General features: G+C 65.2%; 20 protein-coding genes and 1 pseudogene. 8 read left to right on the top strand and 13 right to left on the bottom strand.

The window, feature by feature from the left end; all coding sequences use genetic code 11:
• The first annotated feature begins 4 nt into the window (after positions 1-4).
• From N4264_RS10260 to N4264_RS10250, 3 genes are all read left to right on the top strand, one after another.
• Entirely contained in the window at positions 5-1,783 is a 1,779-nt protein-coding gene (locus N4264_RS10260; RefSeq protein ID WP_261696937.1) for an ABC transporter transmembrane domain-containing protein, read from the top strand.
• 118 nt (positions 1,784-1,901) lie between these two features.
• Positions 1,902-2,372 (top strand): nuclear transport factor 2 family protein, encoded by a 471-nt coding sequence (locus N4264_RS10255; protein WP_261696936.1) that lies wholly within the window; start codon positions 1,902-1,904, stop codon positions 2,370-2,372.
• A 60-nt stretch (positions 2,373-2,432) separates the two neighbouring features.
• On the top strand, positions 2,433-2,744 hold the full coding sequence (locus N4264_RS10250; protein ID WP_261696935.1) for a hypothetical protein: 312 nt from the start codon (positions 2,433-2,435) through the stop codon (positions 2,742-2,744).
• Between the two features lie 15 nt (positions 2,745-2,759).
• Here N4264_RS10250 and N4264_RS10245 read toward each other — a convergent pair whose 3' ends face one another.
• A complete protein-coding gene (locus N4264_RS10245) occupies positions 2,760-4,073 on the bottom strand; it encodes a M28 family metallopeptidase (RefSeq protein ID WP_261696934.1) in 1,314 nt (437 codons plus the stop codon).
• Positions 4,074-4,644: 571 nt separating this feature from the next.
• Here N4264_RS10245 and N4264_RS10240 point away from each other — a divergent pair.
• A complete protein-coding gene (locus tag N4264_RS10240) occupies positions 4,645-7,473 on the top strand; it encodes a PKD domain-containing protein (protein WP_261696933.1) in 2,829 nt (942 codons plus the stop codon).
• Between the two features lie 49 nt (positions 7,474-7,522).
• Here the strand turns inward: N4264_RS10240 and N4264_RS10230 are convergent.
• Positions 7,523-10,015: pseudogene (locus tag N4264_RS10230) on the bottom strand (EAL domain-containing protein).
• A gap of 293 nt (positions 10,016-10,308) precedes the next feature.
• Complete coding sequence (locus tag N4264_RS10225) at positions 10,309-10,614, bottom strand: circadian clock KaiB family protein (protein WP_261696932.1); 306 nt, start codon at positions 10,612-10,614, stop codon at positions 10,309-10,311.
• Between the two features lie 110 nt (positions 10,615-10,724).
• Here N4264_RS10225 and N4264_RS10220 point away from each other — a divergent pair, with 110 nt between their 5' ends.
• Positions 10,725-10,952 carry a hypothetical protein gene (locus N4264_RS10220; protein WP_261696931.1) on the top strand — a complete coding sequence of 76 codons (228 nt, stop codon included), beginning with the start codon at positions 10,725-10,727 and terminating at the stop codon, positions 10,950-10,952.
• Here the strand turns inward: N4264_RS10220 and N4264_RS10215 are convergent.
• Positions 10,946-12,313 carry a hypothetical protein gene (locus tag N4264_RS10215; protein ID WP_261696930.1) on the bottom strand — a complete coding sequence of 456 codons (1,368 nt, stop codon included), beginning with the start codon at positions 12,311-12,313 and terminating at the stop codon, positions 10,946-10,948. The genes N4264_RS10220 and N4264_RS10215 overlap by 7 nt on opposite strands.
• A 290-nt stretch (positions 12,314-12,603) precedes the next feature.
• On the opposite strand from N4264_RS10215, the gene N4264_RS10210 reads away from it, so the two are divergent.
• Positions 12,604-13,770, top strand: coding sequence for a benzoate/H(+) symporter BenE family transporter (locus N4264_RS10210; protein WP_261696929.1), 1,167 nt, complete (start codon positions 12,604-12,606; stop codon positions 13,768-13,770).
• A 111-nt stretch (positions 13,771-13,881) separates the two neighbouring features.
• Positions 13,882-14,418, top strand: a complete 537-nt coding sequence (locus N4264_RS10205; RefSeq protein ID WP_261696928.1) for a hypothetical protein — start codon at positions 13,882-13,884, stop codon at positions 14,416-14,418.
• Positions 14,419-14,431: 13 nt separating this feature from the next.
• Here the strand turns inward: N4264_RS10205 and N4264_RS10200 are convergent, their stop codons facing one another.
• Positions 14,432-15,769, bottom strand: a complete 1,338-nt coding sequence (locus N4264_RS10200; protein ID WP_261696927.1) for a M28 family metallopeptidase — start codon at positions 15,767-15,769, stop codon at positions 14,432-14,434.
• A gap of 29 nt (positions 15,770-15,798) precedes the next feature.
• On the bottom strand, positions 15,799-16,206 hold the full coding sequence (locus N4264_RS10195; protein WP_261696926.1) for a winged helix-turn-helix transcriptional regulator: 408 nt from the start codon (positions 16,204-16,206) through the stop codon (positions 15,799-15,801).
• Between the two features lie 170 nt (positions 16,207-16,376).
• On the opposite strand from N4264_RS10195, the gene N4264_RS10190 reads away from it, so the two are divergent.
• Positions 16,377-17,465 carry an NAD(P)H-dependent flavin oxidoreductase gene (locus tag N4264_RS10190; RefSeq protein ID WP_261696925.1) on the top strand — a complete coding sequence of 363 codons (1,089 nt, stop codon included), beginning with the start codon at positions 16,377-16,379 and terminating at the stop codon, positions 17,463-17,465.
• A 54-nt stretch (positions 17,466-17,519) separates the two neighbouring features.
• Here the strand turns inward: N4264_RS10190 and N4264_RS10185 are convergent, their stop codons facing one another.
• The 7 genes from N4264_RS10185 to N4264_RS10155 all read right to left on the bottom strand — a co-directional run bounded on the left by N4264_RS10185 (position 17,520) and on the right by N4264_RS10155 (position 26,661).
• A complete protein-coding gene (locus N4264_RS10185) occupies positions 17,520-18,518 on the bottom strand; it encodes a DUF2278 family protein (protein ID WP_261696924.1) in 999 nt (332 codons plus the stop codon).
• A gap of 241 nt (positions 18,519-18,759) precedes the next feature.
• The gene (locus tag N4264_RS10180; protein ID WP_261696923.1) at positions 18,760-19,548 is read right to left on the bottom strand and encodes an SDR family oxidoreductase; all 789 of its coding nucleotides are present in this window, start codon (positions 19,546-19,548) and stop codon (positions 18,760-18,762) included.
• A gap of 46 nt (positions 19,549-19,594) precedes the next feature.
• Positions 19,595-20,788, bottom strand: coding sequence for an aminotransferase class V-fold PLP-dependent enzyme (locus N4264_RS10175; protein WP_261696922.1), 1,194 nt, complete (start codon positions 20,786-20,788; stop codon positions 19,595-19,597).
• On the bottom strand, positions 20,785-21,258 hold the full coding sequence (locus N4264_RS10170; protein WP_261696921.1) for a RidA family protein: 474 nt from the start codon (positions 21,256-21,258) through the stop codon (positions 20,785-20,787). The genes N4264_RS10175 and N4264_RS10170 overlap by 4 nt, the downstream gene beginning before the upstream one ends.
• A gap of 91 nt (positions 21,259-21,349) precedes the next feature.
• Entirely contained in the window at positions 21,350-22,240 is an 891-nt protein-coding gene (gcvA, locus tag N4264_RS10165) for a transcriptional regulator GcvA (RefSeq protein WP_261696920.1), read from the bottom strand.
• A gap of 36 nt (positions 22,241-22,276) precedes the next feature.
• Positions 22,277-23,212, bottom strand: coding sequence for a TolB family protein (locus N4264_RS10160; RefSeq protein WP_261696919.1), 936 nt, complete (start codon positions 23,210-23,212; stop codon positions 22,277-22,279).
• 101 nt (positions 23,213-23,313) lie between these two features.
• The gene (locus N4264_RS10155) at positions 23,314-26,661 is read right to left on the bottom strand and encodes an ATP-binding protein (protein WP_261696918.1); all 3,348 of its coding nucleotides are present in this window, start codon (positions 26,659-26,661) and stop codon (positions 23,314-23,316) included.
• Between the last annotated feature and the right edge of the window lie 48 nt (positions 26,662-26,709).

The raw sequence follows: 26,709 nt of genomic DNA, 5'->3' as shown, positions 1-26,709 counted from the left end.
TTCCATGACGGATGCCCCCCGCGCGGATTCTCCGCCGCCCCGTTCCGCCCCGCTGGCCGCGCTGCGACGCCTTCTGCCGTTCGTGCGGCCCTACCGCGGACTGGCGCTGGGCTGGCTGGCATTTCTTGCGCTCTCCTCCACAGCGACGCTGTCGCTGCCGGTCGCGGTACGGCACATGATCGATTCGGGCTTTGCCAATGCGAGCGCCGCGAGCATCAACGCCAGCTTCCTTGCTCTCTTTGGCGTAGCGCTGGTGCTGGCCATCGCGACCGCCGCCCGGTTCTTCTTCGTCAGCCTCCTGGGCGAACGCGTCGTCGCGGACCTGCGCCGCCGGCTCTATGACCATCTCCTGACGCTCGATCAGGCCTTCTTTGAATCCACCCGTGTCGGCGAACTCACCTCGCGCCTGGGAACCGACACGGAGCTGGTGCAGACCGTCGTGGGTTCCAGCCTGTCGGTGGCTATCCGCAGCCTGGCGATGTTCGTGGGCGCATCCGCTGCGCTGGTATGGACCAGTCCGCGCCTGGCCGGCTACGCCGCGCTGGTCATTCCCGTCGTGGTCCTGCCGATCGTGTTTTCCGGGCGCAAACTGCAGGGGTTGTCGCGCCAAAGCCAGGACCGCATTGCCGATGCGTCGGCCATCGCCAACGAGACGCTCAACGCCATGTATGCCGTTCAGGCCTACGTGCGCGAACGCGTGGAGGCCGGGCGCTATGCAGATGCCATCGGCCGCGCCCTGGCGACGGCCCGGCGCCGCATCGGCGCGCGTGCCGCGGTGACCGCGCTGGTGATCGTGCTGGTCTTCGGCGCCATCACGCTGGTGCTCTGGGCGGGCGCGAACGCAGTCCTGGCAGGTGAACTCAAGGCAGGCATTCTGGGCCAGTTCGTGTTGTATGCCGTCGTCGCGGGCGGTTCGGTCGGAGCGCTCACGGAGGTATGGGGTGAGGTTCAGCGCGCCGCGGGCGCCCTGGAACGGATCGGCGAACTGCTCGATACACAGCCACAGATCCGCACGACAGTGCCGGCTGCGCGACTGCCATCTCCCGCAACGGGCGACATCCGCTTCGACCACGTCGAATTCCGCTACCCCACCCGCCCGGATGCGCCGGCTTTGCACGACTTCACGCTGCACGTGAAGCCCGGCGAGACGGTTGCACTGGTGGGTCCGTCCGGCGCCGGAAAAAGCACCGTATTCCACCTTTTGCTGCGTTTCTACGATCCACAACAGGGCAGCGTGCAGATCGACCAGACCGACCTGCGCCAATTGCCTGTGCAGGACCTGCGCAGCGCAATCGCCCTGGTGCCGCAGGACACGGTCATCTTCGGCGCCAGCGCGCTGGACAACATCCGCTTCGGCCGCATCGACGCAACCGAGCCTGCCGTCATCGAAGCTGCCCGCGCTGCCGAAGCGCACGACTTCATCGAACGCCAGCCGCAGGGCTACGCCACCTACCTGGGCGAGCGTGGTGTACGGCTCTCGGGCGGCCAGCAGCAGCGCATCGCGATTGCGCGGGCACTGCTCAAGGACGCGCCGATCCTCCTGCTCGACGAGGCCACCAGCAACCTCGACGCGCAGTCGGAAGCGGCAATCCAGCACGCGCTCGAGCGCCTGATGCAGGGACGCACGACCCTGGTCATTGCCCACCGGCTGGCCACGGTGCAGCGCGCCGACCGGATCGTCGTGATGGATCACGGCCGCATCGTCGCGCAGGGCACGCATGAAACCCTGCTGCGGGAAGGCGGACTGTATGCGGAACTGGCGCGGCTGCAGTTCGCACAGTAATCACAGCACGTCGCAGGCGTGGCGGTGCGATTTCCGCCACGCGCCGGCGGACTGGACCGCTGCCGGCGGCGCGGCAGCGTGAGACGATAGCCTCCCCCGGGCGCCAGGCTACGCTGCCATGCAAACCGCCGATCTCTTGACCGCGTTCTACGAAGCCTTTCAACGTCGCGACGGCGCTGCGATGGCTGCCTGCTACGCGCCTGACGCCACCTTCCGCGACCCGGTATTCCAGCTGCGCGGCAACGAGATCGGCGCGATGTGGACGATGCTCTGCCAGCGCGGCAAGGATCTCGCCCTGACCTTCGATGTCGTCGATGCCGGACCGGACGCCGGTCGCGTCAACTGGCAGGCTCGCTACACGTTCAGCAGCACCGGACGCCCCGTGGTCAACGACATCGCGGCACAGATCCGCGTACGTGACGGCAAGATCGTCGACCACGTCGACACCTTTTCGTTCTGGCGCTGGTCACGCCAGGCGCTGGGACCGGCGGGGCTGTTGCTCGGCTGGACGCCCTGGCTGCGCCAGAAAGTCCGCCGGCAGGCCGCCGAAGGGCTGGCCCGGTTTCTCCGCGAGGCAGACGCCCGCTGACCGGCTGGCCGAGCCTGCCAATGTCCGCTATGGTTCGGCCAAACCCGCCGGAGCCCATGCGTGATCGTCCGAGTCGCCCTCTTCGCTGTTGTCGGCCTCGTGTTTCTGGCCGCGAGCGCGCTGTTCTTCTTCTTCCTGATCATCGGCCTGAACGGCCTGAGTGAGCGCCAGGCGATGCCATGGTTCATCGTCGCGGGCGTGCTCTGTTACACCTTCAGCACCGTCATCGGCGGCCTGCTCGTTGCCGGCGTCACCAAGGCCATCGGACCGCAGGTGGGGATGTCGATCGGCAAAGGCATTCTTGGCATGGGCGCGACGCTCATCGTCCAGACCGTCCTGGCCGTGGTGGCCATCCGGATCATCTACTACTGATCACGCCCCGGGCCGTCACGGCGTATCGAATGCATCGGCAAATACGCGATCAGATGCACCGCTCAGCCCGGCCAGCGCCGCCACGTTCATCGTGACGATAGCTCCACCCACCTGACTGGCATAGGCACCCAGGTTGCTCGGGGTATCGGTCTTGCGGTGATAGGAGGGATAGCTGGTTCCACCGCGATGGATGCTCAATACCGCGGGGCGTCCCGCATTGAGGTAGGGCATGTGATCCGAGCAGCAGGTATTGGTCGTCGTGGTGACGGCCAGCGACGGCACGTACGTTGCCGCTGCGGCGGCGAGCCGTTGCGTCAGCGGCGCGTTGGTCGAACCCAGCGACACGCCCAGGTTCGCATCCGGCGACCAGCCGATCATGTCCATGTTCAGCATGGCGACGACCTTGCCGAGGTTGCCGGACTGGGTCAGCTCGGCGACATGGGCCTTGCTGCCATGCAGACCTTGTTCTTCGCCGGCGAAACACGCAAAGACAACCGTGCGCTCCGGCCGGAACCGGGTCAGTACCCGAGCCGCTTCGATGACGCCGGCGCAACCGGAGGCGTTGTCGTCCGCGCCGGGCGTGGTGAGCGGTGCGCCATTGGTCTCATTGCGCGAATCGTAGTGGGCGCCGACGACGACCCATTCGTCCGGCAGCCGCGTGCCATCCAGGCGACCGACAATGTTGTTCACATTCGCCGTATTGCCATTGTAGACAAAGCTGAAGGCAGGCTCCGCCACCACCAGACCCAGTGCCTGGAACTGCTGTCCGATCCAGCCGCGCGCCTGGGCCAGTTGTTCGGAATAGCTGGAGCGGTCCCAGCTCGCCAGTTGCGACACGGTCTGGAACCAGCGAGCGGCATCGACGGCGTCCACCAGCGGCTGGACCATCGGATCCGGCGGATCCGCGCGGGGATGATCGAGCCGGTACTGCCGCGCGATCACCTGGTTAGGGCTGACCGGCACCCACTCCGCCGTACCCAGGTGCTCCGGATGCGCAGCGGACAGGGCGCGCCGGTGGGCGGCGTCCACCGGACGCCGCAGCAGGTCGAAGGACTCGGTCGCCGCGACCCACAGTTCCGCCGGCGGTGAGGTATCGCCGCACCCGCGGGCATGCAGGACCAGGTCCTCCGGCTGCATCTCGCCCAGATCACGCGCACCGGATGCGTTTCGTGCAAGGCGCGCGACCGCGTCAGTGTCACCGGCGACGATCAGCTCGTCACCCAGTTCCAGCCACCAGCGCACGCCATCGGCACGCTTGTAATGATCCACGGACTCCGCATCCGCCCGACGGATATCCACCGCAAAGGCGCGGTCGCCTGCGGATGACACCGCAGGAATCGCTGCCCAGATTCCCAACACTGCCGCCCCGAATCGCACTCGACAGTACATGTCCCTTTCTCCCTAATTCCCATCGCGCAGCTGCGCCGCGGCGGGTTACGCCGGATCCCCGCAACCAGGCACGACCTGCGCCATGCCCGGAACAGTCAAACAGAGAGACGATAGCACCGACAATGCGATGGCCGCGTCGAGAGAGCAGCCGACCGTGACGGCCATCACATCTGCCATCGCACTTTCAAGCGGCAAGTGCCCTGAAAAAGCGTGGGTACTTATTGCCATTTCTCATAGAGAACCACCGGACGCTCTCGCCACGAAGAAGCGGGAAACCGTTGGAACTCAGGCACTAGCGCGCGGGACGCTACGGAAAAGGAAGAGCGCCGGTCACAAGAGTTTTCAGAAACAGCCCTCATCGCGCTGATTATTGCGCAATGCGTCATGGACTCCCCGTTTGATTCGCCTAGCATGCCTTCGGCTCATTGTCATCCATCGCCTGATGGATCAGTGATCATTCGGCCGCACGGGCACGGCTCCAGAAAAATCCACTGTTCGGGGAGGAACAGTCATGAAGAAGCATCCGTCATTCCGACGGCGTGGCAGTGTTGTGCTTGCATTGTTCCTGGCAGCCGCTACCGGCACCGGCTGGGCGTACGAGGAAGAAGCGTACGAAGGCAAGGACGGCAAGACCCGCGACGAAAGCTGGCAGATCGAACAACGCCAGCGCTGGTTCGACCAGTCACGCGAGTTTTCCCGGGTGAAGAACGCAGCAACGCTGCGCGCCGGTGCAGCGGCCGACCTCAAGAAGCAGCGAAGCCAGCACGAGGGGCTCCAGCGCGCTGCCGGCGAGGTCTGGTCAGCGCTCGGACCTTCTTCGATGACGATGGGCAGCTGGACGATGGGACGCGTCGCAGGCCGCCCCAACGCCGTGGTTCCCCACCCCACCGACGACAACACGCTGTACTTCGGCTCCGCCGCCGGCGGCGTCTGGAAAACCACCAACGCCGGCGCCTCCTGGACGCCGATCTTCGACCAGGTCGGCACGCTGCCGATCGGCTCGATCTTCGTCGAACCCGCCTCGCCCAACGCGGTGTGGGTCGGAACCGGCGACCGCCACGGCGGTGGCTGCTCCGGCTACTTCGGCCAGGGCGTGTACCTGAGCAGCGACGCCGGCTCCACCTGGACCGCCAAGAACGGCTCCGGCGCCACCGCGATGCCGCTGTCGATCGTCAACGCCGTCGCCGTGCAACCGACCAACAGCAACGTCGTCCTGGCCGGTGGTGCGGGCAACTGCAACAGCAGCGGCGTCCTTTCCGGCGCCGGCCTGTTCCGCTCGACGGACCGCGGCACGACCTGGACCCGCACGCTCAACGGCAACGTGGAAGACATCCTCTTCGTGCCGGGAACAGCGACGGTCTACGCCAGTGCCGGCGGGGGCGGCGTGTACAAATCAACCGACGGCGGCGCCACCTGGGTCAGTTCCAGCAGTGGCATGACGGTCTCCGGCAGTCGCCTCCGCCTTGCCATGGCGCCAAGCGACAGCCGCGTGCTGTACGCCCTGATGGGATCGAACGTCTACCGCAGCGGTGACAGCGGCGCCACCTGGCAGCTGCGCAGCAGCTCAGCCTGCGAAGGCCAGTGCTCCTACAACCAGGCCATCACGGTCCACCCGACTCAGATCAACACCATCCTGATCGGCACGATCCGCCCGGCACGCTCCACTGACGGCGGCGCAACCTTCAGCATTCTCACCAGCAGCTGGGGTTCGGCGCAGCAGGTGCACCAGGACACGCACGTCGTGCTCTATTCGCGCAACACCGCCAATCGTTTCTGGATTGGCAGCGACGGTGGCGTCTGGCGCACGGATAACAACGGCAGTTCCTGGGTGAACATGAATTCAAACCTCAATGTCACCCAGTTCTACGATATTGCGCTCGATCCGAACAATCCGGATATCGTCTTCGGCGGCGCGCAGGACAACTCCTCGTCCAGCCGCAGCAACAGCCTCGTGTGGAATCTCACCTACGTCAGCGGCGACGGATTCATGAACGCCGTGGATCCGACCAATACCTCGATCGTGTTCCAGTCGAGCTATCCCACCAGTTCGGGCTATCCCAATATCGTCCGTTCCACCCAGGGCGGCGCGGCCAACTCGTTCTCGAGCTTGCCGACCACCGGACTCACCGCAGGCGGATTCCCCTGGGTGACGCCGCTGGCGGTGGCGAGCAACCGGATCTTCGTGGCCTCGAACCGCGTATTCCGCGGCATCACGTCGGCCAATCCGTTCCAGTGGACGGCGATCTCCAACACGCTGGGCAGCACCGTGTCAGTACTCAGCCCGATGCAACGGGGTGTGATGCTGCCGACCTTCGTGGGCACCACCGGCGGCCGCGTCTACTCCACGCCAGACGCCGCCGTCGCGAGCGTCACCTGGACCGACGTGACCGGCAACTATCCGGGCGGCCTGATCTCCGACATCGCCGCCGATCCGCAGAACGGCCAGCGCGTGTTCATCACGCGTGCGGGTTTCAATGCGGCGCGGCTGTACCGCTCCACGACCGGAGGCACGAACTGGACGGCCGTCGGCGCGGGCCTGCCCAACGTGCCCGCCAACGCGGTGTCGATTGATCCGCTCAATCCCAATCGCATCTTCGTGGGCACTGATATCGGTGTGTACGAAAGCGCCGACGGCGGTGACAATTTCATCGCCTTCTCCGCCGGCCTGCCACTGGGACTGGTTGTCACGGATCTTGAGATCGACGACGTGCCGCATGTGCTGGTCGCCGGCACCTACAGCCGCGGCGCGTGGAAAGTCACGCTCAACGGCGGTTCCAACACCGCGCCGACGGCGAACTACAGCTTCACCACCAGCAACCTGACCGCCACCTTCACCGACAGCTCCACCGATCCGCAGAACAACATCACGGCACGCAGCTGGAACTTCGGCGACGGGTCCACCTCGACGCTGACCAACCCGACCAGGACCTACGCCAGCGCTGGCACCTATTCGGTGCAGCTGACGGTGACCGACGCGGGCGGCCTGAGCAACAGCATCACGCGGCAGGTGACGGTCACCAGCACCAGCGGCTGCCCAGGCACCGCTTATTCCGGCAGCTTCAGCGGTGCGAACGGGCAAACCCAGTACCAGCCCAGTGGCAGCTATTACTACAGTAGCGTCGCCGGCGCCCATCGTGCCTGCCTGACCGGCCCGGCAGGTACTGACTTCGACCTGTACCTGGACTTCTGGAACGGCAGCGCCTGGGTGCAGGTGGCCGCGTCGGAAGGTTCCAGCTCCACCGAGTCGATCAACTACAACGGCGCTGTCGGCTACTACATGTACCGGGTCAAGAACTACTCCGGCACAGGCAGCTACAGCCTCACCATCAGCAAGCCCTGATCGCCGCGGGCGGCACGGAACACCGTGCCGCCCCGGAATGATTCTGACGTTACGCCGCGGCGGAGCGCGTGCGCTCCGCCCGCTGGCGGTCAAATTCGCGGAAGCCCAGCCGGATGCCTTCCTTGAGCTGAGCCTCATCCCAGGGCTTGGTCAGGAATTTGAAGATCGAGCCTTCATTGACGGCCGCCGATACCGTGGCCAGGTCCGTATAGCCGGAAAGGACAATACGGATCGTATCCGGATAGATCGTGCGCACTTTGCCGAGGAACTCGGTGCCGCTCATGGCGGGCATGCGCTGGTCCACGACTACCACCGCCACCTGTGTCCGCGCCAGGATCGCCAGCCCCTCCTGGGCTGACGCGGCCGTGTAGATCTCGTATCCCTCCTGGCGCAGGGCACGCTTGAGCGCCTGGCGGATGTTCTCCTCGTCGTCGACGAGCAGGAGCGACCGCGAGGATCCCTGCGGTTCCCAGTAGGCACCCATGCGTGGACGGCGGTCGATCCATTCGGCAAATTGCGCAGCCGCCATCGGCACGCCCAGCAGATAACCCTGCACGTGGTCGCACTGGCAACGGCGCAGGAAAGCAGCCTGCTGCTCTGTCTCCACACCCTCCGCGACGACATCGAGTTTCAACTGGTGCGCCATGCCAATCACGGCGCGTACGATGGATGCATCTTCGATTTCAGAAACGACGTTGCGCACAAAGGACTGGTCCACCTTCACCTTGTCGATCGGGAACCGCCGCAGGTAGCTCAGGCTGGAATAGCCCGTACCGAAATCGTCCAGGGCGACCTGCACGCCGATGGTCTTCAGTTCGCGCAGCGTGTCGAGGAAGGTATCGGCCCCGTCCATCACCAGCGTTTCGGTCACCTCGATCTCCAGCAGCTCCGGCGGGAGCCCGCTCGCGGTCAGCGCCCGCTTGACGTCCTTTGCCAGCTCGCCGCGACGCACCTGCGCCGGCGACACATTGACCGCCACCGTCAAGGGCTCGCGCAGGAGCACCTGCCAACGGACCGCTTCGCGACAGGCCGTTTCCAGCGCCCACTGGCCAATCGTGCAGATAAGGCCTGTCTCCTCGGCAATCGGGATGAACTCGCCGGGCGACAGCCCCCCGCAGCGGGTGGCGCCAGCGGATCAGCGCTTCGGCACCGACCACGCAGCCACTCTCCATCGACACCTGCGGCTGGTACACCAGCTCGAACTCCCTGCGTTCCACCGCCAGGCGCAGCTCCCGCTCGATCATCATGCGCGTATGCAGACGCGAACTCATGTCCTCGGTGAAGCAGTTGATGTCGTTGCCGCCCAGGTCCTTGCTCCGGTACATCGCTGTTTCCGCGTGCCGCAGCAGCAACTCGGCGCGTTCGCCGTCGGTAGGAAATACGGCAATGCCGATGCTGAGCGTCTGGCTCAGGCGATGACGGTCGATCTGGAACGGCGCCTCCATCGCCTTCGCGATCCGCTGCGCCGCGTGCAGCGCCTCTTCGGTCGTCGCCAGATGACCCAGCACCACGCCAAACTGATCGCCCCCCAGGCGCGCAACGGTATCGCCCTCGCAGACCAGGTTCAGGCGGCGGGCGGTATGGACCAGGAGCTGGTCGGCGAGGTCATGCCCCAGACTCTTGTTGGCAACACGGAACTGGTCGAGATTGATTGACAGCATGGCCACGTACCAGCCACCACGTCGCGCCTGCGTCATCAACTGCTCGGCACGGTCACGCAGCACATGCCGGTTGGGAAGGCCCGTCAAGGCGTCAAACTGCGAGAAATAGGCCAGCTGGTCGTCCGCGGCTTTTCGCTCCATCGCCGCGGCCAGAATATGCGCCACGCTCAGAAGCACGCTGATGGCATCGGTGCCGAATCCGTGCGGAACGGTCGCATACGCGCCGAGCACGCCGGAAACGCCGTTGCCGCCCACGATCGGCACGTTCACACCGCTCGCCAGCCGTCCCTGGTTCACGCGCGAGGCCGGTACGAAGCGCGTCTCCGCCGCGATATCGTCGATGACGACCGGCAAGGCGCGACTGACAACAAATCCATATTGGGACATTGCTTCGTGGCTGCCCGTTTCCGAACGCGCGGTCTCCTCGTCATCCATGCCAGCGGATGCCTTCACGGACATCGAGCGCTTGTCGGCCGACAGCTGCAACACTTCAGCGCCGGCGGCGTCCAGCGCCTCCATCACGATGGCCACCGCACGTTCGGTGACCGCGCCGATGTCGCGGTTCGCCAACGCTTCCTGGCTGAATTCGGCCACCAGATGCTGCTGGCGGGCATAGCGCGCAATGGCCTCATCGGCGCGCCGACGGTCTGTAATGTCCTTGCCGACGCCGCAATAGCCGGCGAATCGGCCGGCAGTGTCAAACAAGGGGCTGCCGCTGATCTCGAACCAGCGCGTCGATTCCTTTGGTGCCGGCAGTGCACACGCCAGTTCGCAGAAAGGCTTGTGGGCGTCGAGCCGGTGCCGGAGCGCCTGCCACTCGGATTCATCGGGTCCGACGCTGAATGCCTCCCACAGCGTTTTTCCCAGGATGCGCGCCACATCGGCAGGATCCGGCACGCTGGCGCCGGCGATCTGGGTGAAGCGGCAATCGGCGTCCTGTTCCCAATACCAATCCGACGACAGTTCCGTCAGAACTCGAAACCGGGCCTGGCTCTCGTGCAGCGCCATCTGCGCATCGTGTAGCAGCACCGCACCGGTCGTGGGATCAAGCACCGCGTCCACCTCGCCCGAATCGAGCGCACGCCGGGCCGCCTCACTGCGAACCAGCTTGCGCACCAGGGCACGCAGGACGTCCGCGCGTGACGATGCCTTGTCGTCGGACATACCGGCCATGTCACGGCTCCTCGATGCCCAGGGCCTGCAACACCTCCTCGGCATGCGCCAACTGCCCGAAAACGGCAGCGGACGGCCCTGGCGAGACCTTTATCAGACACGGCATCACGACGATGTGATCGGCAAGGGCGCGCTTGGGTTGCGCGAGCGCGTCGACCACTTCGATCTCGACGTCACCACGCAGCTGTTCCCGGATATGGTCGAGGTTGGCACGCGCGCGCCGGGAATTGGGTGCATCCCCGGCCACGTACAGGCGCAGCACGGTGCGGCCTGCCGGAATCGATGACGTCGCCGGGTCGCTGTGCATGATCGCCCCCGTTCCACGTTAGGGAAGGCTGGCGCGCGGCCGCGCCCAACGCGACGCCAGCGCAGGAATTACTGCGTACGGACGACGCTTGCACGCGCCGTGCCGGGCCCATGGCTCAGGCCCGCGTGTGCCTTCCTGCGATCAAAAATCGCCAGAAACCGGCCTCGGACCCAGCATTCCCTGATCACCCTCTGCGTGTCGATGCCTTTGCGCGCCGCGTGATCGACACGGCTGACGACATCTCACTGCCGCACGACACGGCACCGTCAAAGGACCGTCCTCGCACCACCGATGAGGCCGCCGAAGTCAGCCTCATCGATGCGCGCTACGTTTACTGACCCGCCGGCCTGGTTTTCCCGGTCAGGCCTGTCTGCTTTTGCGTCGTCAATGGACAACTGGCCGGCAAGCTGCCCTTGCCGTCACCACAGCCACCCGTTTGCTGCGCAAATCCCCACAGATGACTGAAATTCGCCGGCGCGCCGTTTGGGAACCCCTTGGCAACGCCCTTGGAGTCCACGAACTGCTGTTGCGTGTGGCAGGTAAAGCAATTCTGGTTGACGCCGGAACCAGACTGGCCCTGGATGAATGTTTCCAAGGTGGTATTGGCATCGAGCAGCGAGCCCTTCTCATTGGTGCTGCTGGGCGGCAGCTGGCCGTTCAGGGTCCACAGGTTGCCCGTCATGGAATAGTTGAGCCACACCTTCATGGGCGCGTACTTGCTCGCGTCCGATGCCAGCAGCTTGGTCAAGGTGGAGTGCACCGAGTCGTTGAGCGCCTTGATGTTCGTGATGTTCTGGGCGTCACCGCCACCCTGCGGCGCAACGCGACAGACCTGGGTCGGATTCACCTTGGGTTGGTTGGGCTTGCAGCGGGCTTCGCCCGACGGGCAGTCCGGATTGTTGAACGACCAGCCGCCCGGCGGCGTCGGCTGTGGATTGGTGCAGTCGGGTGCGTTGCGATAGTGCTCGAACGTCGCCCAGATGAACTCGGGATGCTCCGGTGTATTGGCGACCAGGTGAAAGCCGACCAGGCCCAGCGTCACGGGCTTGCAGGTATCCCCGACAACGCCGTCGATGGTGTACATGTCTGTCGGCGCATCGCTGGTAAAGACGCGCCACGCCCCCTTGAGCTCGACCGCCCCCGCCGTGATCGCCGATGTGGCCGGTGCCGAGGTGATGCAGCTGGTGTTGTTGAAGTCGCACTGGGTGATGAAGTCGTACTCCACCTTGTTCATCCAGATGCTGTAGTACACCACCTGCTTGTTCTGGTCATACAGCGGATCGTGCGTGGCCTGGAGATCCGAATTGGGATCAAACCCGCTGCCCTTGGGTGTACGCGGCCGCAGGAACACTTTGCGCGGCGCCTTGGCTCCCGCCGCCGGCGTGCATGGCGCTGCCGGCTGCTGCCCCCACGGAGTCACCGCAGTGCCCGCGGGAACGAACACGCCGTAGTCAGGCATCCAGGTTTCGAACGTGCGCACCCCGTTCCCGGCAGGCTGGACCAGGTCGATGAAACCCTGCCAGGCAAACTGGTGAAAATTGCAGTTGCTGGCATTCGATCCGTTCGGCACTTCGGTGGGAAAACTGGGATCGGTGAACCAGCTGGCACTGGCCGGGCAGGGCGATTCATCAGCCGCGGCCGCCTGTCCCATTCCCCAGAACCCTGTTACCACCACTAGCGACAGCATCAATGCGCGCATGGCACTTCTCACTGGCTGGAGTCACGCTGACCCGCGCCGATCATAGCCGCGGTTTCGCAACGTGTACATTGCAACTAAAGTACGACTGAATGCGCTTTTTTGCCCGCCCCTCGGCAATTGACGCCGCTGGCGGAACAATCTGGCCTGTGTCGCGGCCGGCCGCTACTGATTGACGTGCCTGTGTCGCCGAATTCACCGAAGAAGTGTCACCAGCGGCGCTGCTACGCACCGACATTGTCATAGCAACACGACATACCCGCTCGGCGAATGCCCGTAATACACTCGACCGAATGCAAGTCCTCAAAGATCTCTCGCTGCCCGCCGTCGTTGCGGGCTTTGTCACCGTGCTGGTGGGATTCACCAGCTCTGCCGTCATCGTCTTCCAGGGTGCGCAGGCATTGGGCGCCAACCAGGCGCAGATCGCGTCGTGGATGTGGGCGCTGGGCCTGGGCATGGGACTGACCTGCATCGCGCTGTCGCTGCGCTACCGCGTTCCGGTTGTCACGGCATGGTCCACGCCCGGCGCTGCCATGCTCATCACCGGCGCGGCAGGCGTCGCACTCGATCAGGCCATCGGCGCCTTCATCGTTTCAGCCATCCTGATCTCCCTCGCCGGATTTACCGGGCTCTTCGAACGAGCCATGGACCGCATTCCGATTTCGCTGGCCTCGGGCATGCTGTCCGGCGTGTTGCTGCGCTTTGGCACCGACGTGTTCGTCGCCATGAAAACGCAGTTCGGCATGACGATGGCGATGTTTGTCACCTACCTCCTCATGCGCCGCCTCCTGCCGCGCTACGCCGTGGTGGTGACACTGGCCCTCGGTACGGTGATCGCGCTGGCGTCGGGGCTCCTGCAACTGCAGGCCGTGCAGCTGGAAGTGGCCCGCCCGGTATGGGTATCGCCGTCCTTCTCGGTGAGCGCGTTGATGAGCATCGCCCTGCCCTTGTTCATCGTCACGATGGCCTCGCAGAACGTACCGGGCGTGGCCGTGCTGAAGAGTTCGGGCTACGAGGTGCCGGTCTCGCCGGTCATCGGCTGGACGGGCATCACCAATCTTCTGCTGGCACCGTTCGGTGCCTTCGCGCTCAACCTCGCTGCCATCACTGCCGCTATCTGCATGGGTCGGGAAGCGCACGAGGACCCGTCGCGGCGCTATGTCGCGTCCGTTGCCGCCGGGGTCTTCTACTGCCTCATCGGTCTGTTCGGCGCGACCGTGGCGGCGCTCTTCGGCGCGTTGCCCAAGGAACTGGTCCTGGTCATCGCGGGCCTCGCCCTGCTGGGCACGATCGGCAACGGTCTGGCGACGGCGCTGGCCAATCCGGACGAACGCGAGCCCGCACTGATCACCTTTCTGCTCACGGCATCCGGCGTGAGCCTGTTCGGCATCGGCTCGGCCTTCTGGGGCCTGGCCGGCGGCATTCTCGCCACCATCGTTTTGCGCAGGCGCGCCGCATAGGGCAAAAAGGTCAGCGGCCTTCCTCGGCGCTGAATGCAACGAAACGTGACGGCCGACGGAGTTGGACCGCCGCTTGCTGCTGTCTGATGCGCATAGAGGCGGGAGGCGGCGATGAGAGACAGCGACGTGGCGCTCAAGACGGTGCGGGGATTGCGCGAAGTCTGCGCCCGCGAGTTTGATCTCCACCCCATGAGCCGGGCGGTGCTGGCGGCGACGGGTTTCCAGCACAGTGTGTCGGAACTTCGTCGACAGCTCGGTGGACTGGGCGATGTGGAGACGACACTGCGTCACCTGCACATCGCCGGATTCGTCAGCTTCGGACACGATGCGCTCAATCCCATGCCCACTGCCACCGAAGTGGCCGCCAGCCAGAAACACATGCCGCCCCTGCAGATGGCCAAGCACTTCATGCAGGACACCCTGGAAGCTGCCAATCGGCTCACACTCGGTTTCCGCCTGCGCCTGGCCTGTTGCCGCACGCATGCACACCTGCTCGAATGCCTGCCGCACTACGGCATGCTGATCGCGCGCGCCGCCGATGCCGATACCGCCACGCAGCTGAAGCTTCGCACCCGCGACATGGCTATCGCGTCGAGTTTCGCGGCGCCGATGGCACTCGTGCGGAGATCTGCCGCGCCGCTTTCCTGATCCGCAAAGCGCGTTACTGGAAGCCGTCGGCGAACAGCCGGTCCGTCGATCCGGTCAGCTCAGCCAGCATCGCCGCATTGGTCTTGAGAATGGCCGAACCCATGGCCTGGGCGTTCACGCCCATGTTCTGCGGCGTATCGGTACTGCGGTGGTAGTACGGGTAGATTCCGTAGTCGGTCTCGATCGCGAGCAGGGTTTCCTTGTCGGCCTCGAGATAGGGCATGTGATCCGAACCGAACGGATTGGTGCTCAGGGTCACGGTCAGCGACGGCACATAGGTCGCGGCCGCCGCGCCGAAGCGATCGAGGTAGCTGCTGAACGCCGCGTCGCTCTCGAAAGTGGCGTCCAGCTGGTTGTCCGCGCTGTAGCCGATCATGTCCATGATCACGACAGACTTTACTTTTGCAATATCGCCATTTTGCTGCAGCGAAGCCACATGGGCTTCGCTGCCGTAGAGGCCCTGCTCTTCACCGGCGTAGCACATGAAGAGAATGCTGCGCTGCGGTCGATGAGGCAGGAGCACCCGTGCCAGCTCGATCACTCCGGCACAGCCGGAGGCATTGTCTTCCGCACCCGGCGTATTCGTCGTGCTTGTGATCGTGCTGTTCCGGGAATCGTAGTGCGCGCCGACGATGATCCATTCCTGCGGCCTGGTCGTTCCGGTCCAGGTACCAATCACGTTGTGCCGCGTTATCGTATTGCCGTTGTAGGGCATCGTGAATGACGGCGTGGTGACCGTCAGGCCGAGCGCGGTGAACTGTGTGCCGATCCAGTCGCGTGCCGCATTGAGCGAGGTGGTGCCATAACTGGAGCGATCCCAGCCGGCGAGTGTCTGCACATCCGCGAACCAGCGCGCACTGCTGACCGCATTGACCACGGGAAGGATGGTCGGGTCGGCCGCCATCACGGCTTTTGCGTCCGGGCGATATTGCCGGGCGATCACCGTATTGGGTTTCACAGCCAGCCATTCGCCATGTGTGTCGCCGGGCATGGCCTCGTTCTCGCCCAGCTGGCGCAGTTCCCAACGGCCGCCGCGTGCCAGCATCGCACCCGGGGCATCCGAATGTTCCTTGCAACCACGGGCACGCAAGGCCAGCTGTTCCATTGCGACGTCATCGACTTCGCCGAGCACGGTGTAGGGCGACCTCTGCACGACGCCGGGCGCCTCGTCGCCGGCGAGGATCAGCCGGTCGCCCATTTCCAGCCACCAGCGCACGCCGGGGGCGTTGCGCAGATCGTCGACCTCGGCCGTGGACGCACGACGAATATCGACAATGGTGAGGTGGGCCCTTTCCGGTGCGTCGGGTGCGGCCGCCGCGGAAACGATGAACAAGGGAATGGCTGCAATCATGAGGCGGCTTCCGGAGGGATCGCCGGAGTCTAGCGCGCTCTTCGTGCGGATGACGTCGACGCAGTCGCGCTTATCGCCATACCCTGCCCATTGGTGCGACGTTGTTTCAATTTGTTGCCGACATCAACGAGCGCACGGATGGCAGGAAGCAACTGCTCGCCCAGATCGGTCAGCGAATACTCCACCGATGGGGGCGAACTGGCGATGACCGCACGCGAAATAATGCCGATCTCCGCCATATGACGTAGCCGCGCGCTCAGCACTTTGGCGGACACCTTCGGAATATCGACCCGCAGTTCCCCGAATCGTCGCGGCCCTGCTTCCAGGTGCCAGAGGATGTTTGGCGTCCAGGCACCGCCGATCAGCGCCATGCACTCGGTCAGCGGACAGGAAGGCGGCAGCGGAGCAGATCGATTCTTGCGAAGGCGTAGCGGCATGACAGCGTCCCGGGACGGTTGGCAACGGTTACCCGACAGTTACCACATTATTTCGTTACCTGCAGTAACCACGTAACCCAAGGTACCTGTCGCCTGCTAGCATGCGTCACCGGTCGTGGCGTTCCCCCGCGCGCTGCGGCCGGGTTTTTCCTTCAGCGCCTGAGACTCCCATGACGACCACTTTCGACACTGCCGCGACGCGGCGGCTGGGCATCGCCTGGCCCATCATCCAGGGCCCTTTCGGCGGGGGGCTCTCCACGCCATTGCTGACCGCCACCGTCTCCAACCTGGGCGGCATGGGCTCCTATGGCGCCCATGTGCTCGCGCCATCAGACATCGGTCGCGTGACCGCACAGATCCGCCAGCAGACCACGCAACCGTTCGCCCTCAACCTGTGGATCTCCGACCACGATCCCGGCGGTGCCCAGCTGGACAACGACGCGTTCGAAGCCACCTACGCGCTGTTCGCCCCCTACTTCGAAGCGCTCGGCGTGCACAAGCCCGCCATGCCGGCGTACTACCACCCGCCCTACGCCGAGCAGGTCGACGCCCTGCTGGAGGCCGCGCCGCCGGTCTTCAGCTTCGTTTTCGGCGTACCGTCCAAATCCGTACTCGCCGCCTGCCGCCACCGCGGCATCCTCACGCTCGGTGCCGCCACCTCCGTCGCCGAAGCGCAGCTGCTGGAAAGCAGCGGCGTGGACCTCATCGTTGCTACCGGATTTGAAGCAGGCGGACATCGGCCATCCTTCCTGGCACCTGCCGAGGAGTCGCTGACGGGAACGCTGGCCCTGGTGCAACTGGTCAGCGACCGGGTGACTATTCCCGTCATCGCTGCGGGCGGCATCGCCGATGCGCGCGGCATCCGCGCAGCGCTGACGCTGGGTGCTGCCGCGGCGCAGATCGGAACGGCATTCCTGGCCTGCGAGGAATCGGGCACCTCGGATGCGCACCGGGCTGCGCTCTTTGGCGACGGCGCGTTCCACACGACCTTGACCCGTTCGTTCACCGGCCGCCTTGCCCGGGGCATACGGAATCACTGGACCGATGCCGTGGCGAAAAATGGGCACCCCTCCGCCCCTTTCCCGGTGCAGAGCTGGTTCCTCTCGCAGCTCAAGGCCGCCGCGGTCGCGCAAGGAAGGACAGACCTCGTCTCACTCTGGAGCGGACAGATCGCGCCGAACCTGCGACACCGACGCGCGGCGGATCTGATGCACGCATTGAAGTCAGGTCTCACCGGGACCCTCACCGCGGCAGGCTGATGACACGTGCCGCGGCGACGCACGGCGTCGACCGCGGCTTCGGCGTGCGGCACCTCAGGGCGAAGGCGGCAACCAGCTGGTCTTGATCGACCACCGCGAAAACGCCCCATTGGCACGGACCGCGATATAGGTCGAGCCGCCCGTGTTGTCGCGCAGAAACTCGTTCTGCCCTGCCGCATTTCTGGAGGCCAGTCGATAACTGGAGGTTGTCGGGCGCGAGCCCACCCGCAGGTACACGTCCGGATTCCCTGCCGTCGTCGTCACTTCCACTTGAATCTGTCCCGCATTGAAGGGGCCGTAGTTCACCCAGCCGCCCGATGAGGCCGAGCCGTTCGCTGTCGATGAAGAGGGCACGAGGCCATCGCCGGCCCTGTCGGTGAAATCCCGCTGCACCTGGAATCGCGTCATCACCAGCGTGCGCTCGGGCTCGGTACTCCACGTGGGCGTGTACTCGAGGATCATCGCGCCATCCTGGTACACGCCATTGAGCCGCGCAAAGGTGGTGCCGGCCGCGTTGCCCTGATTCTGGTGCACGTCATGCACGCCCTTGCTGCCGTTGCTGTTGAAATACGGCTCGCCGAAGATGTAGACGCGTTGCACACCGGCGAAAAGCTGGTCGAAAGCCGGAACGCTGTTGCCGTTCTCCACCGGCGGCCAGGTGTTCCAGGGCGTATCGCCGATATCCTTGAGCAAGGACGGATGGCGCTGGAAATCCAGCGCGCCGCCGGTTGCCGCGCCCGTACGCGTATGGAACGGCAGCCGGTGCAATCCATCGGAGAGGCCGAAAATTCCGCGGTAATTGCCGTAGGGCGACATCGCCACTTCCCGGTGCAACACCTGCTCGTCGGCGCGGCTGTATACATTGATCACCGCCCGGTAGGGACCTTCGGGCGTCGCCACCTCCACCACGTAGTGCGGCCAGTTTCCTTCGCCCTGGACCGGCTCCAGGTAATGCGCGGTCGGCTGGCCGATCACCACACCGTAATCATCGAGCGCCGCCGTGGCTTGCGTCGCCACGAGCGTCGCAAGCAGTACATATCCACTCCGCCACATGCTGCTTCCTCCCCTCCGCGAAAGGAAGCACCATAGGCCAGCGGCAATGACGCGGGAATGGCAAAGCTGGCCATGACGCACAATTTGTGCATTCAGTCACAAAGCGCCATCAAAGCGGTGCAATCGCGCACCGCAGAACGCCGGTATCCAGTGGCCCGCAACACTCGAATCGGAAGTGCCTGGCTGGTTCTGGCCGCGCAGGACTTGCTTCTCATTCAGGCTGTAGCGCTGCCACAGGCCACTAGACGGACCGCAACAGGCCACCATCCACCCGCACCATCGAACCCGTCACGTAGGCCGCCTGCACGCTGGCGAGAAATGCGGCCACGGCGCCGAATTCTTCGGGCGTGCCATAGCGGCGCGCCGGAATTCCCGCCTCGCGGGCGCCACGCACCTTTTCGACCGGAACCCCCTGGCGTTCGGCGGCCGCAGCGTCGAGGAACGCGGTGCGATCGGTCGCGACCTGCCCCGGCAAGAGCAGATTGACCGTGATCCCGTCGGCGGCCACTTCGGTCGCCAAGGTCTTGGACCAACCCACCAGGGCGCTCCGCAAGGTATTGGAGATGGCGATCGCCGGATTGGGTTCCACCACACTGCTGGAAGCGACGGTGAGGATGCGCCCGAAACCGCGCCGCCGCATCGCGGGCAACACGAATTGCGTGATCCGGAAGATCGGCATGACCATCGACTGGAACTGCGCTTCCCAGACGGCGGGGGCAATTCCGGCAACGCCGGACGGCGGCGGGCCGCCGGAATTGTTGAGCAGTATGTCGATTTCACCCAGGCTGCTCGCGCACCGCGCCAGCGCGGCGTCCAGTGATGCGGCGTCTCCCAGGTCTGCGGGAACCGCTAACGCGCGAACACCGAACTCCGATTCAATCGTCGATGCCGTCTGCGCAAGCGGCTCCGCGTCACGGGCAATCAGTGCCACGTCCACCCCCTCGGCGGCGAGGGCGCGCGCAACACCCCGCCCCAGCCCTTTGGACCCGCCGACAATCAGCGCCTTTCTGCCGGAAATACCAAAATCCACTGCACACTCCTTTCCCGTACGCGTTGCGACGCGGAACCCCACGAGATCACGCCTCGCACGAGCGCTCCGCCATGGCAGCGACAGCGGCGACCAGTTGATCCACTTCGTCATCCGCGGTGAAGTAGGTCACCGAGGCGCGGACGATCTCGACCAGGCCACGTGCCTGCATGTCCAGCGGCGTATAGGCCACGCCATTGGCGCCGACGACGATGCCCTGCGCGGCCAGCTGTTGTCGCACCTGGCCTGCCGTCCACCCTTCAACGGTGAAGGAAACCAGCCCAGCACGAACCTGGCCAAGATCCCGCACGAGGACGCCACCAACGGCCGACAGGCGCTGGCGTAACGACTGCGCCAGTGCGTCAATCCGCTCCCGGATCACATCCACGCCAATCGACAAGGCCAGTGAAAGGGCCTCGCCCAGCCCGAGCAGTGCGGCGATGTTCTGCTCACTGTCCTCCAGCCGCCGCGCGTCGGCGCACCAGGCGTGCGCACTCCCGTTCCAGGGGGCTGACCAGGTGTCGGCGTAGGCGGGTTCCAACGCATCGAGCCAAGCCCGTCGCACATACAGCAAACCCGTGCCCCGCGGTCCGCGCAGATACTTGCGGCCGTTAGCGACGAGCAGGTCGCACCCCAGGGAGTCAACATCCATCGGCATCTGCCCTGCCGCCTGGGCGGCATCGACGAGAAACGCGATGCCGTGCGGCCGGATCACCGCACCGATCTGCGCGACCGGATTCACCAGCCCGCCATTGGCCGGTACCCAGGTCGTGCAGACCAGGCGCACACGTTCGTCGAGCAACGCGGGAATGCGGGCGACATCGACGCTACCGTCAGCGGTGCACGGCAGACATTCGAGCTGCGCCCCGGTGCGTGCTGCGGCCATGTGCAGCGTGGCGAGGTTGCCACCCCATTCCTGCCGGCTTACCAGGATGCGGTCGCCGGGCCGCCAGCGGGCCAGCGCCGCGACCGCCTTGCCGTAGCCGGCAGAAGCGCCGGTCGTGAACGCAATTTCCGTCGCGTCGCAACCAAAGAGCCGCGCTGCCGACCCGCGTACGTCCTCCAGTGCGTCGGCGACTGCCGCGCCGGCTTCCATGCCGCCCTGACGCGCTTCCTTCTGCCAGTGGGCTGTCACGCGATCGACCACCCGTTGTGGCATCAGCGAGCTGCCCGCGTGATTGAAATGCACGTGATCCGTACATCCGGGCGTGCCTGCGCGCAGCGCTGCAATATCGAGCGTCATGCGGCCACCAGTTCGATGACCGCATCGACCTCGACCACCGCGCCGGCCGGCAGCGACGCCACGCCCACCGAAGTGCGCGCGTGACGCCCCCGCTCACCGAGCACGGCAACCAGCAGATCGGACGCCCCGTTCATGACCCGGGAATGACCATCGAACGTATCCACGGCGTTGATGAACCCACCGATGCGCACAACACGCGCGACTTTTGACCAGTCGCCACCGATCGCGGCATCCAGCTGCGCCAGCACGCCGACAGCGCACAGTTCCGCGGCCTGCCGGGCCTGCGCCTCGTCGATGGTCGCCCCCAGCTTGCCGCACAGGACCGCCGTGCCATCCCGCGCGGGGATCTGCCCCGCGACAAACAGCAGGTTTCCCGCGCGGGTGGTGGACACATAGTTTCCGGCTGCCGGCGTGACAGCCGGCAGTTCATGGCCGAGCGCGGCCAGTCGCGTGCGGATCGATTCACTCATCGTGCTCACCTTGTTTGCCAGAGGCGGCCAGAGTAGGCCGCGCACATCCTGTCCACAAACGCGAGGTTTTCAGCCGACGCACAAATCTGGTTCATGCATCCGCGGGGGCCGCGGCCTCTTCCCGCAACCAGTCGATGAAGGCCGCCACTGCCGGGGATTGCGGCCGGCGCGGTGTGACGATCCAGTAGCCCAGGTCGCCATAGCGACGCGCCGGTCCCAGCGGCTGTACCAGACGTCTGTTGCGCAGGTGAGGCTCGATCAGAGCCTGGCGCCCCATGGCAACACCCTGGCCGTCCAGGGCGGCCTGCAGAACGATGTTGTAGTCGCTGAGCATGAGCGTGTTCAGCGCATCAACGGTCACGCCACTGCCATCGAGCCATGCGTTCCATTCGAACTCGGGTTTGCCGGTAGCCATCAGCAGCACGTGCGAGCGCAGGCCGGCTGCGGAATCCAGCGGCAGACGCTGCAGGTATTCCGGCGAGCACACCGGCGCCAGGCGCTCCCGAAAGAGTAGCTCCGCGTCCACATCGACCCACCCGCCTCGACCATAGCGGACAGCCAGCTGAATATCCGAGCGCCGGAAGTCCACCAGCGCGAGCGACGGTTCGAACTGCAGGAAGACGTCCGGCTGTCGCGTCGTGAAGCGCGGCAGGCGCGGCACCAGCCAGTTGGCAGCGAACGAGGACAGGAGACTGATCCGCAACGAACGCCGCCGGTGGTGCCGCACCACGCCGGTCGCCTCGGCGATGAGGGCGAATGCACGGCTGATGTCGGCCAGGTAGCGCAGACCAGCGTCGGTCAAGGCCAGGGCGCGCGTCTGACGGACAAACAAGGGGGTTCCCAGGAATTGCTCCAGGGAACGCACCTGGTGACTCACTGCGCTGGGCGTGATGCACAATTCCTCGGCCGCACGGGTAAAGCTCAAGTGACGTCCGGCCGATTCGAAGGCCCGCAACGCCTGCAGCGGTGGAAATGTGCGCACGGTGATTCTCGATGCTCGCGCCCGGGAACGCGAAGTCTAACGTTTCGAGCCTGGCCGCGTATGCCACGCCGCCGGCAAGGTCGCCCAGAACACGTTGGAGAGGCCGTTGCTCAGGGCAGCGCCGGCGGTGTCCTCGTCCAACGTGCGTGTACTGGCGAAATACAGGGTCTTGCCGTCTGCGGCAAAGAACGGCGTGAAGTCGTTGCCGGGCGAACTGAAAGGTGCGGGGAGCTTTTCTGCCTCACCCCACCCGTCGCCGACGCGTCGGGCGAGATACAAGTCCAGCTTCTCGGTCTCGCCGGTTCGCATGGACCAGAAGGCGGCCGTCATTCCGTCCGCCGAAAGCGTGAAATCCCCCTGGTGATCGCCACGGTTGATAGCCGCCGGCAACGCTTCCACCTGCGCTGCAAGCCCGTCGCCAATAGCTGCCCGATAAATTGCCGTCTTCGACGGGCCGCCAGGGCGGGAGGAGTTGAAGTAGAGCACTCCGGCATGAACCTCCGGCCCCAGTTCATCACTGCGGGAATTGATCTCGCCGCCCAGCCGCTGCGGCTCGCCCCAACGACCGTCCCGCAGGTGGACCTGCCAGATATCCAGGTCCTTCGCGTCAGCCGCACGCCCGGGATGCGGCTGGTCGCTGATGAAGAGCAGCATGGTTCCGTCAGGCGTCAGCCAGGGGTCGGAATAGCGGTACCCGTCGCGCTGGAAATGCAGCGCCGGCAGTTCGTCGAACCGGTCACCGCGGAAACGGCCTATGTGGATACGGGCGCCTTCAAAGCGCGCGGCCGATGTCGCAAACACCGCCACATCGTCGGTACGGCTGATCGCGAAGTTGTAGTCGTTCGCCGCCGTCGACACCACGCCCGGCGCTACCAGACGCGCTGCACCCGCAGCCGGCGACGCGCCGGCGAGCCCCGGCAGTGCAGCGACGATGAGAACAAAACCCGCACCACCCTGACGAACACGGTCCATTGGTCACTCCGCTTCTGGAAAACCCAGAAGACCGTTCCGGCGTCACTTGTCATGCACGCCGGCGTCACGTCCTGGCGCGGCGTTTCACCGTTTCGTCGCGCTCATGCGGATTTGCGCGGATCGATCGGCAACCGCACCGTGAACGTGGTGCCGACACCGACGACGCTGTGAACCGATATCGAACCGCCGTGGGTCTGGACGATGCCGTAGGACACCGACAGCCCCAGGCCAGTGCCGGTGCCGATGGGCTTGGTCGTGAAGAACGGATCGAACACGCGATGCAGGTTTTCCTCCGCGATACCCTTGCCATTGTCCGCCACCTCGACCCGCACGGTGTCGCCATCACAGCGGGTCCGCAGGGTGATGACACCCCGCCCCTCGATGGCTTGTGCGGCATTGATCAGGAGATTCAGGAACACCTGGTTGAGCTGGAACGGCAGGCAGCGGATCGGCGGAAGGTTGCCGTAGTCCTTCACGACTTCCGCGTTGTATTTGATCTGGTGCATGACCAGGTTGAGCGTGCTGTCCAGTCCCGCGTGCAGGTCGGCCAGTTGCCACTCGGGCTCATCCAGGTGCGAAAAGTCCTTCAGGTCCGAGACGATCTTGCGCACCCGTGTGATCCCTTCCTGCGCCTCGGCCATCAGATTGCCGATATCCTCCTTGAGATAGTCCAGTTCGATATTCGCCTTGATCGTGCGCAGTTCGTGCAGCTCGCGACTGTCCGGAGGCAAGGCCGACTCCAGCCGCTCGTACTTTTCCAGCAGCGTAAAAAGATCTCCCACGTAGCGTCGCAGGCTGCCGAGATTGGAGCCGACATAACCGATGGGATTGTTGATCTCATGCGCCACGCCCGCGGCCAGCTGGCCCACCGAGGCCATTTTCTCGGACTGCAACAATTGATTCTGCGTGCCGGCCAGTTTCTGGTTGACCGCTTCCAGGTCCGCGTTGCGCTGGTGCAACGCCGTCTGCGCGGCGATGCGGTCGTCAATTTCCGACTGCAGCTGCTCGTTGACACCGTGCAGGGCAAGGTTGGCGCGACTGAGCTCACCGGTGCGCGCCGCCACGAGGTCTTCCAGGAGCCGGTTGGAACGCTCCAGGGCAGCCAGGCGCCAACGCACGGCCCGGACGATGCCGCCCAGCACCAGCAGAATCGCCACGCTCCGGCTCCACCATGTCTGCCACCAGGCCGGCGTGATCTCGAACTGGAAGGTGGCCGGAGGGCCCCATTCTCCGCGCTGCCCGACACGCGCCGACACTTCGAAGCGATACCGTCCCGGCGAGAGCGCCGAATAGCGCGCATCGCGACTGTCCGTCGTGATGAATGCGGTCTCGCGGCCGTGCAGTCGCACACGGTACTGGATTTTCCCTTCGCCGACGAAACTCATGCCGGCAAAGCGTGCCTCAAACGAATCTTCATCGTGGGCGACACGGACCTGCTGCGTATCCGGCGCTACCGATTGCGAACCGATCTGCAGATGCATGATGGCCACTTCCGGCGGAGTCCGCGGCGGCAATTCGCGATAGGTCTTTGCGTCAAATCGCACCAGGCCCGCGCTGGTTCCGATCCAGACATCGCCGTTGGGTTCGGCGAGGAAGGCCATGCTGGCGGTGTCTTCGCCGATCAGACCCTCGGCAGCGCCGAAATGCTCGACATGCCCGTCGGCGCTGAGCACATCGATCCCGCGCCCGCCGCCCAGCCAGACACGATCCTCGATATCTTCACCAATGACGAAGATCTTGTCGGTCGTACCCGGTGAAGCACTGTCATAGTGGCGCAGGATCTTCAGTTCACCATTGACGTAACGTGCGCGCGCAAACCCCAGCGGCTCGAAGTACACGATGAACAGGTCGCCGTTGTGCGCCGTGCGCACATAGGTGACGAAATTGCTGCGCAGGCCGTGACGCGTCGTGAAACGTCGCCACTTGCCGTTTTCCAGCAGGCCCACGCCGTGCTCGCCACCGATCCACAGCCGACCCTGCGGGTCCTCGTGCACCTCGATGATGCGTTCATGCGGATCCGGGTCCGGCAAGGTCACCGGCACGAAGTTCAGGTTGGGTGCGAGGCTTTCCGAGCGTAGCAGGCCTGCGCCAAAGGTGCTGGCCCACAGCACACCGGAGCGGTCCTGGATCACGCGGTAGATGACCTTGGACGCCGTCTTGATATTCCAGTGGTGCGTCTGCAGAAGCTTCTTTTCCGGATCGTAGGTCGTCAGCTCGTCAACCGGCGAGCCGGCCAGATACAACACGCCACCGGGAAGCTCGCGGATCGAGCGGAATGTCTTGGATTCGGTGCCGGGAATCGTCTCGAACCGGCGACCGTTGAAGAACTCCACGCCTTTGTCCGTCGTCACCCAGAGGCGGCGCTTGCTGTCGCGCATGATGGACCAGGCGATGTCCGCAATGCGCCCTTCGGGCTTTGTGTAGATGTGAATGACTCGCCGGCCCAGCAGCCGGTGCAGCCCCATGGAGCCCTGCCAGATGGACCCTTCGCGATCCTCGATCACCGGCCGGTTGCCACCGACCATGCTGTCGAGGCTGATGATCGACCAGGTATCGTTCTCCAGTCGCAGCAGGCCGCCAGGCGTAGGCACGAGCAGGTCGCCACGGCGCCCTTTGTGCAGATAGGCCCGCGTCGGTCCGATCTGCAAGGGTGTGGATTCGGTGACAAAACGCTGGTTCGCTTCGTCCAGGCGCAGCAGCTGGTTGTCCGTGCGCGCCCACACGCGTCCGACGCCATCGTCACAGAAGATCATCACGCGGTCTTTGTCGCCGTTGGGCGGCAGCGCGATCCGGCGCCACTGCCCGTCCCGGTAGAACCACACACTGGGCGCACCTTCCCAGCTCGCAGCCCACAGCCGCCGACCGCGCGGGTCGGCCCAGACGGCAGTCGCGTCCGCCTTCGGGAATCCCGGCACAGGCCGGTAGCGACCGTCCGGCGTGCCGACGTACAGGCCCTGGGCAGTGGCCAGCCAGAGCCCGTCAGGACCATCCGCCATGCCGTTGATCGTGGCGCCCGGCAGGCCGCTCTCGGGAGCCACCGGGGTCAGCACGGTGCCGTTCCACCGGCTCAGGCCGGACCGCGTCCCCACCCACAACTGGCCGCGCGAATCCTCGTGCAGCGATTCGATGGTGGTGGAGTGCAGGCCGTCCTTTAGCCCGAACCCGTCGAAGCGGTAGCCATCGTAACGGTACAGCCCGTCTTCCGTGCCGGCCCAGATAAAGCCGTGGCGGTCCTGCAGCAGCTGCAATACGCTGACATTGGCCAGGCCTTCTTCTCCGCCGTAGGCGCGGAAGAGATGGTGGCCCGGGGGAGTCGCCGCCATGGCCGCGGCCTGCGCCGGGTCATCGGCACGGACATTGCCGCCCAACACGGAGGCCAGCGCCGCTAGCCCCCACGAGACCAGGCCAGGACAGCGGGCGCGACGGAAGGCAGGGGCAACGGGTTCCATTGGCGCCATGGTATGCCCGCGGCCACCTGGGTACGGTAAAAAATGGCG

Origin of the sequence: Tahibacter amnicola, assembly GCF_025398735.1 — a bacterium.
GTDB lineage: Bacteria > Pseudomonadota > Gammaproteobacteria > Xanthomonadales > Rhodanobacteraceae > Tahibacter > Tahibacter amnicola.
This window is presented reverse-complemented; position numbering and strand designations above follow the sequence as displayed.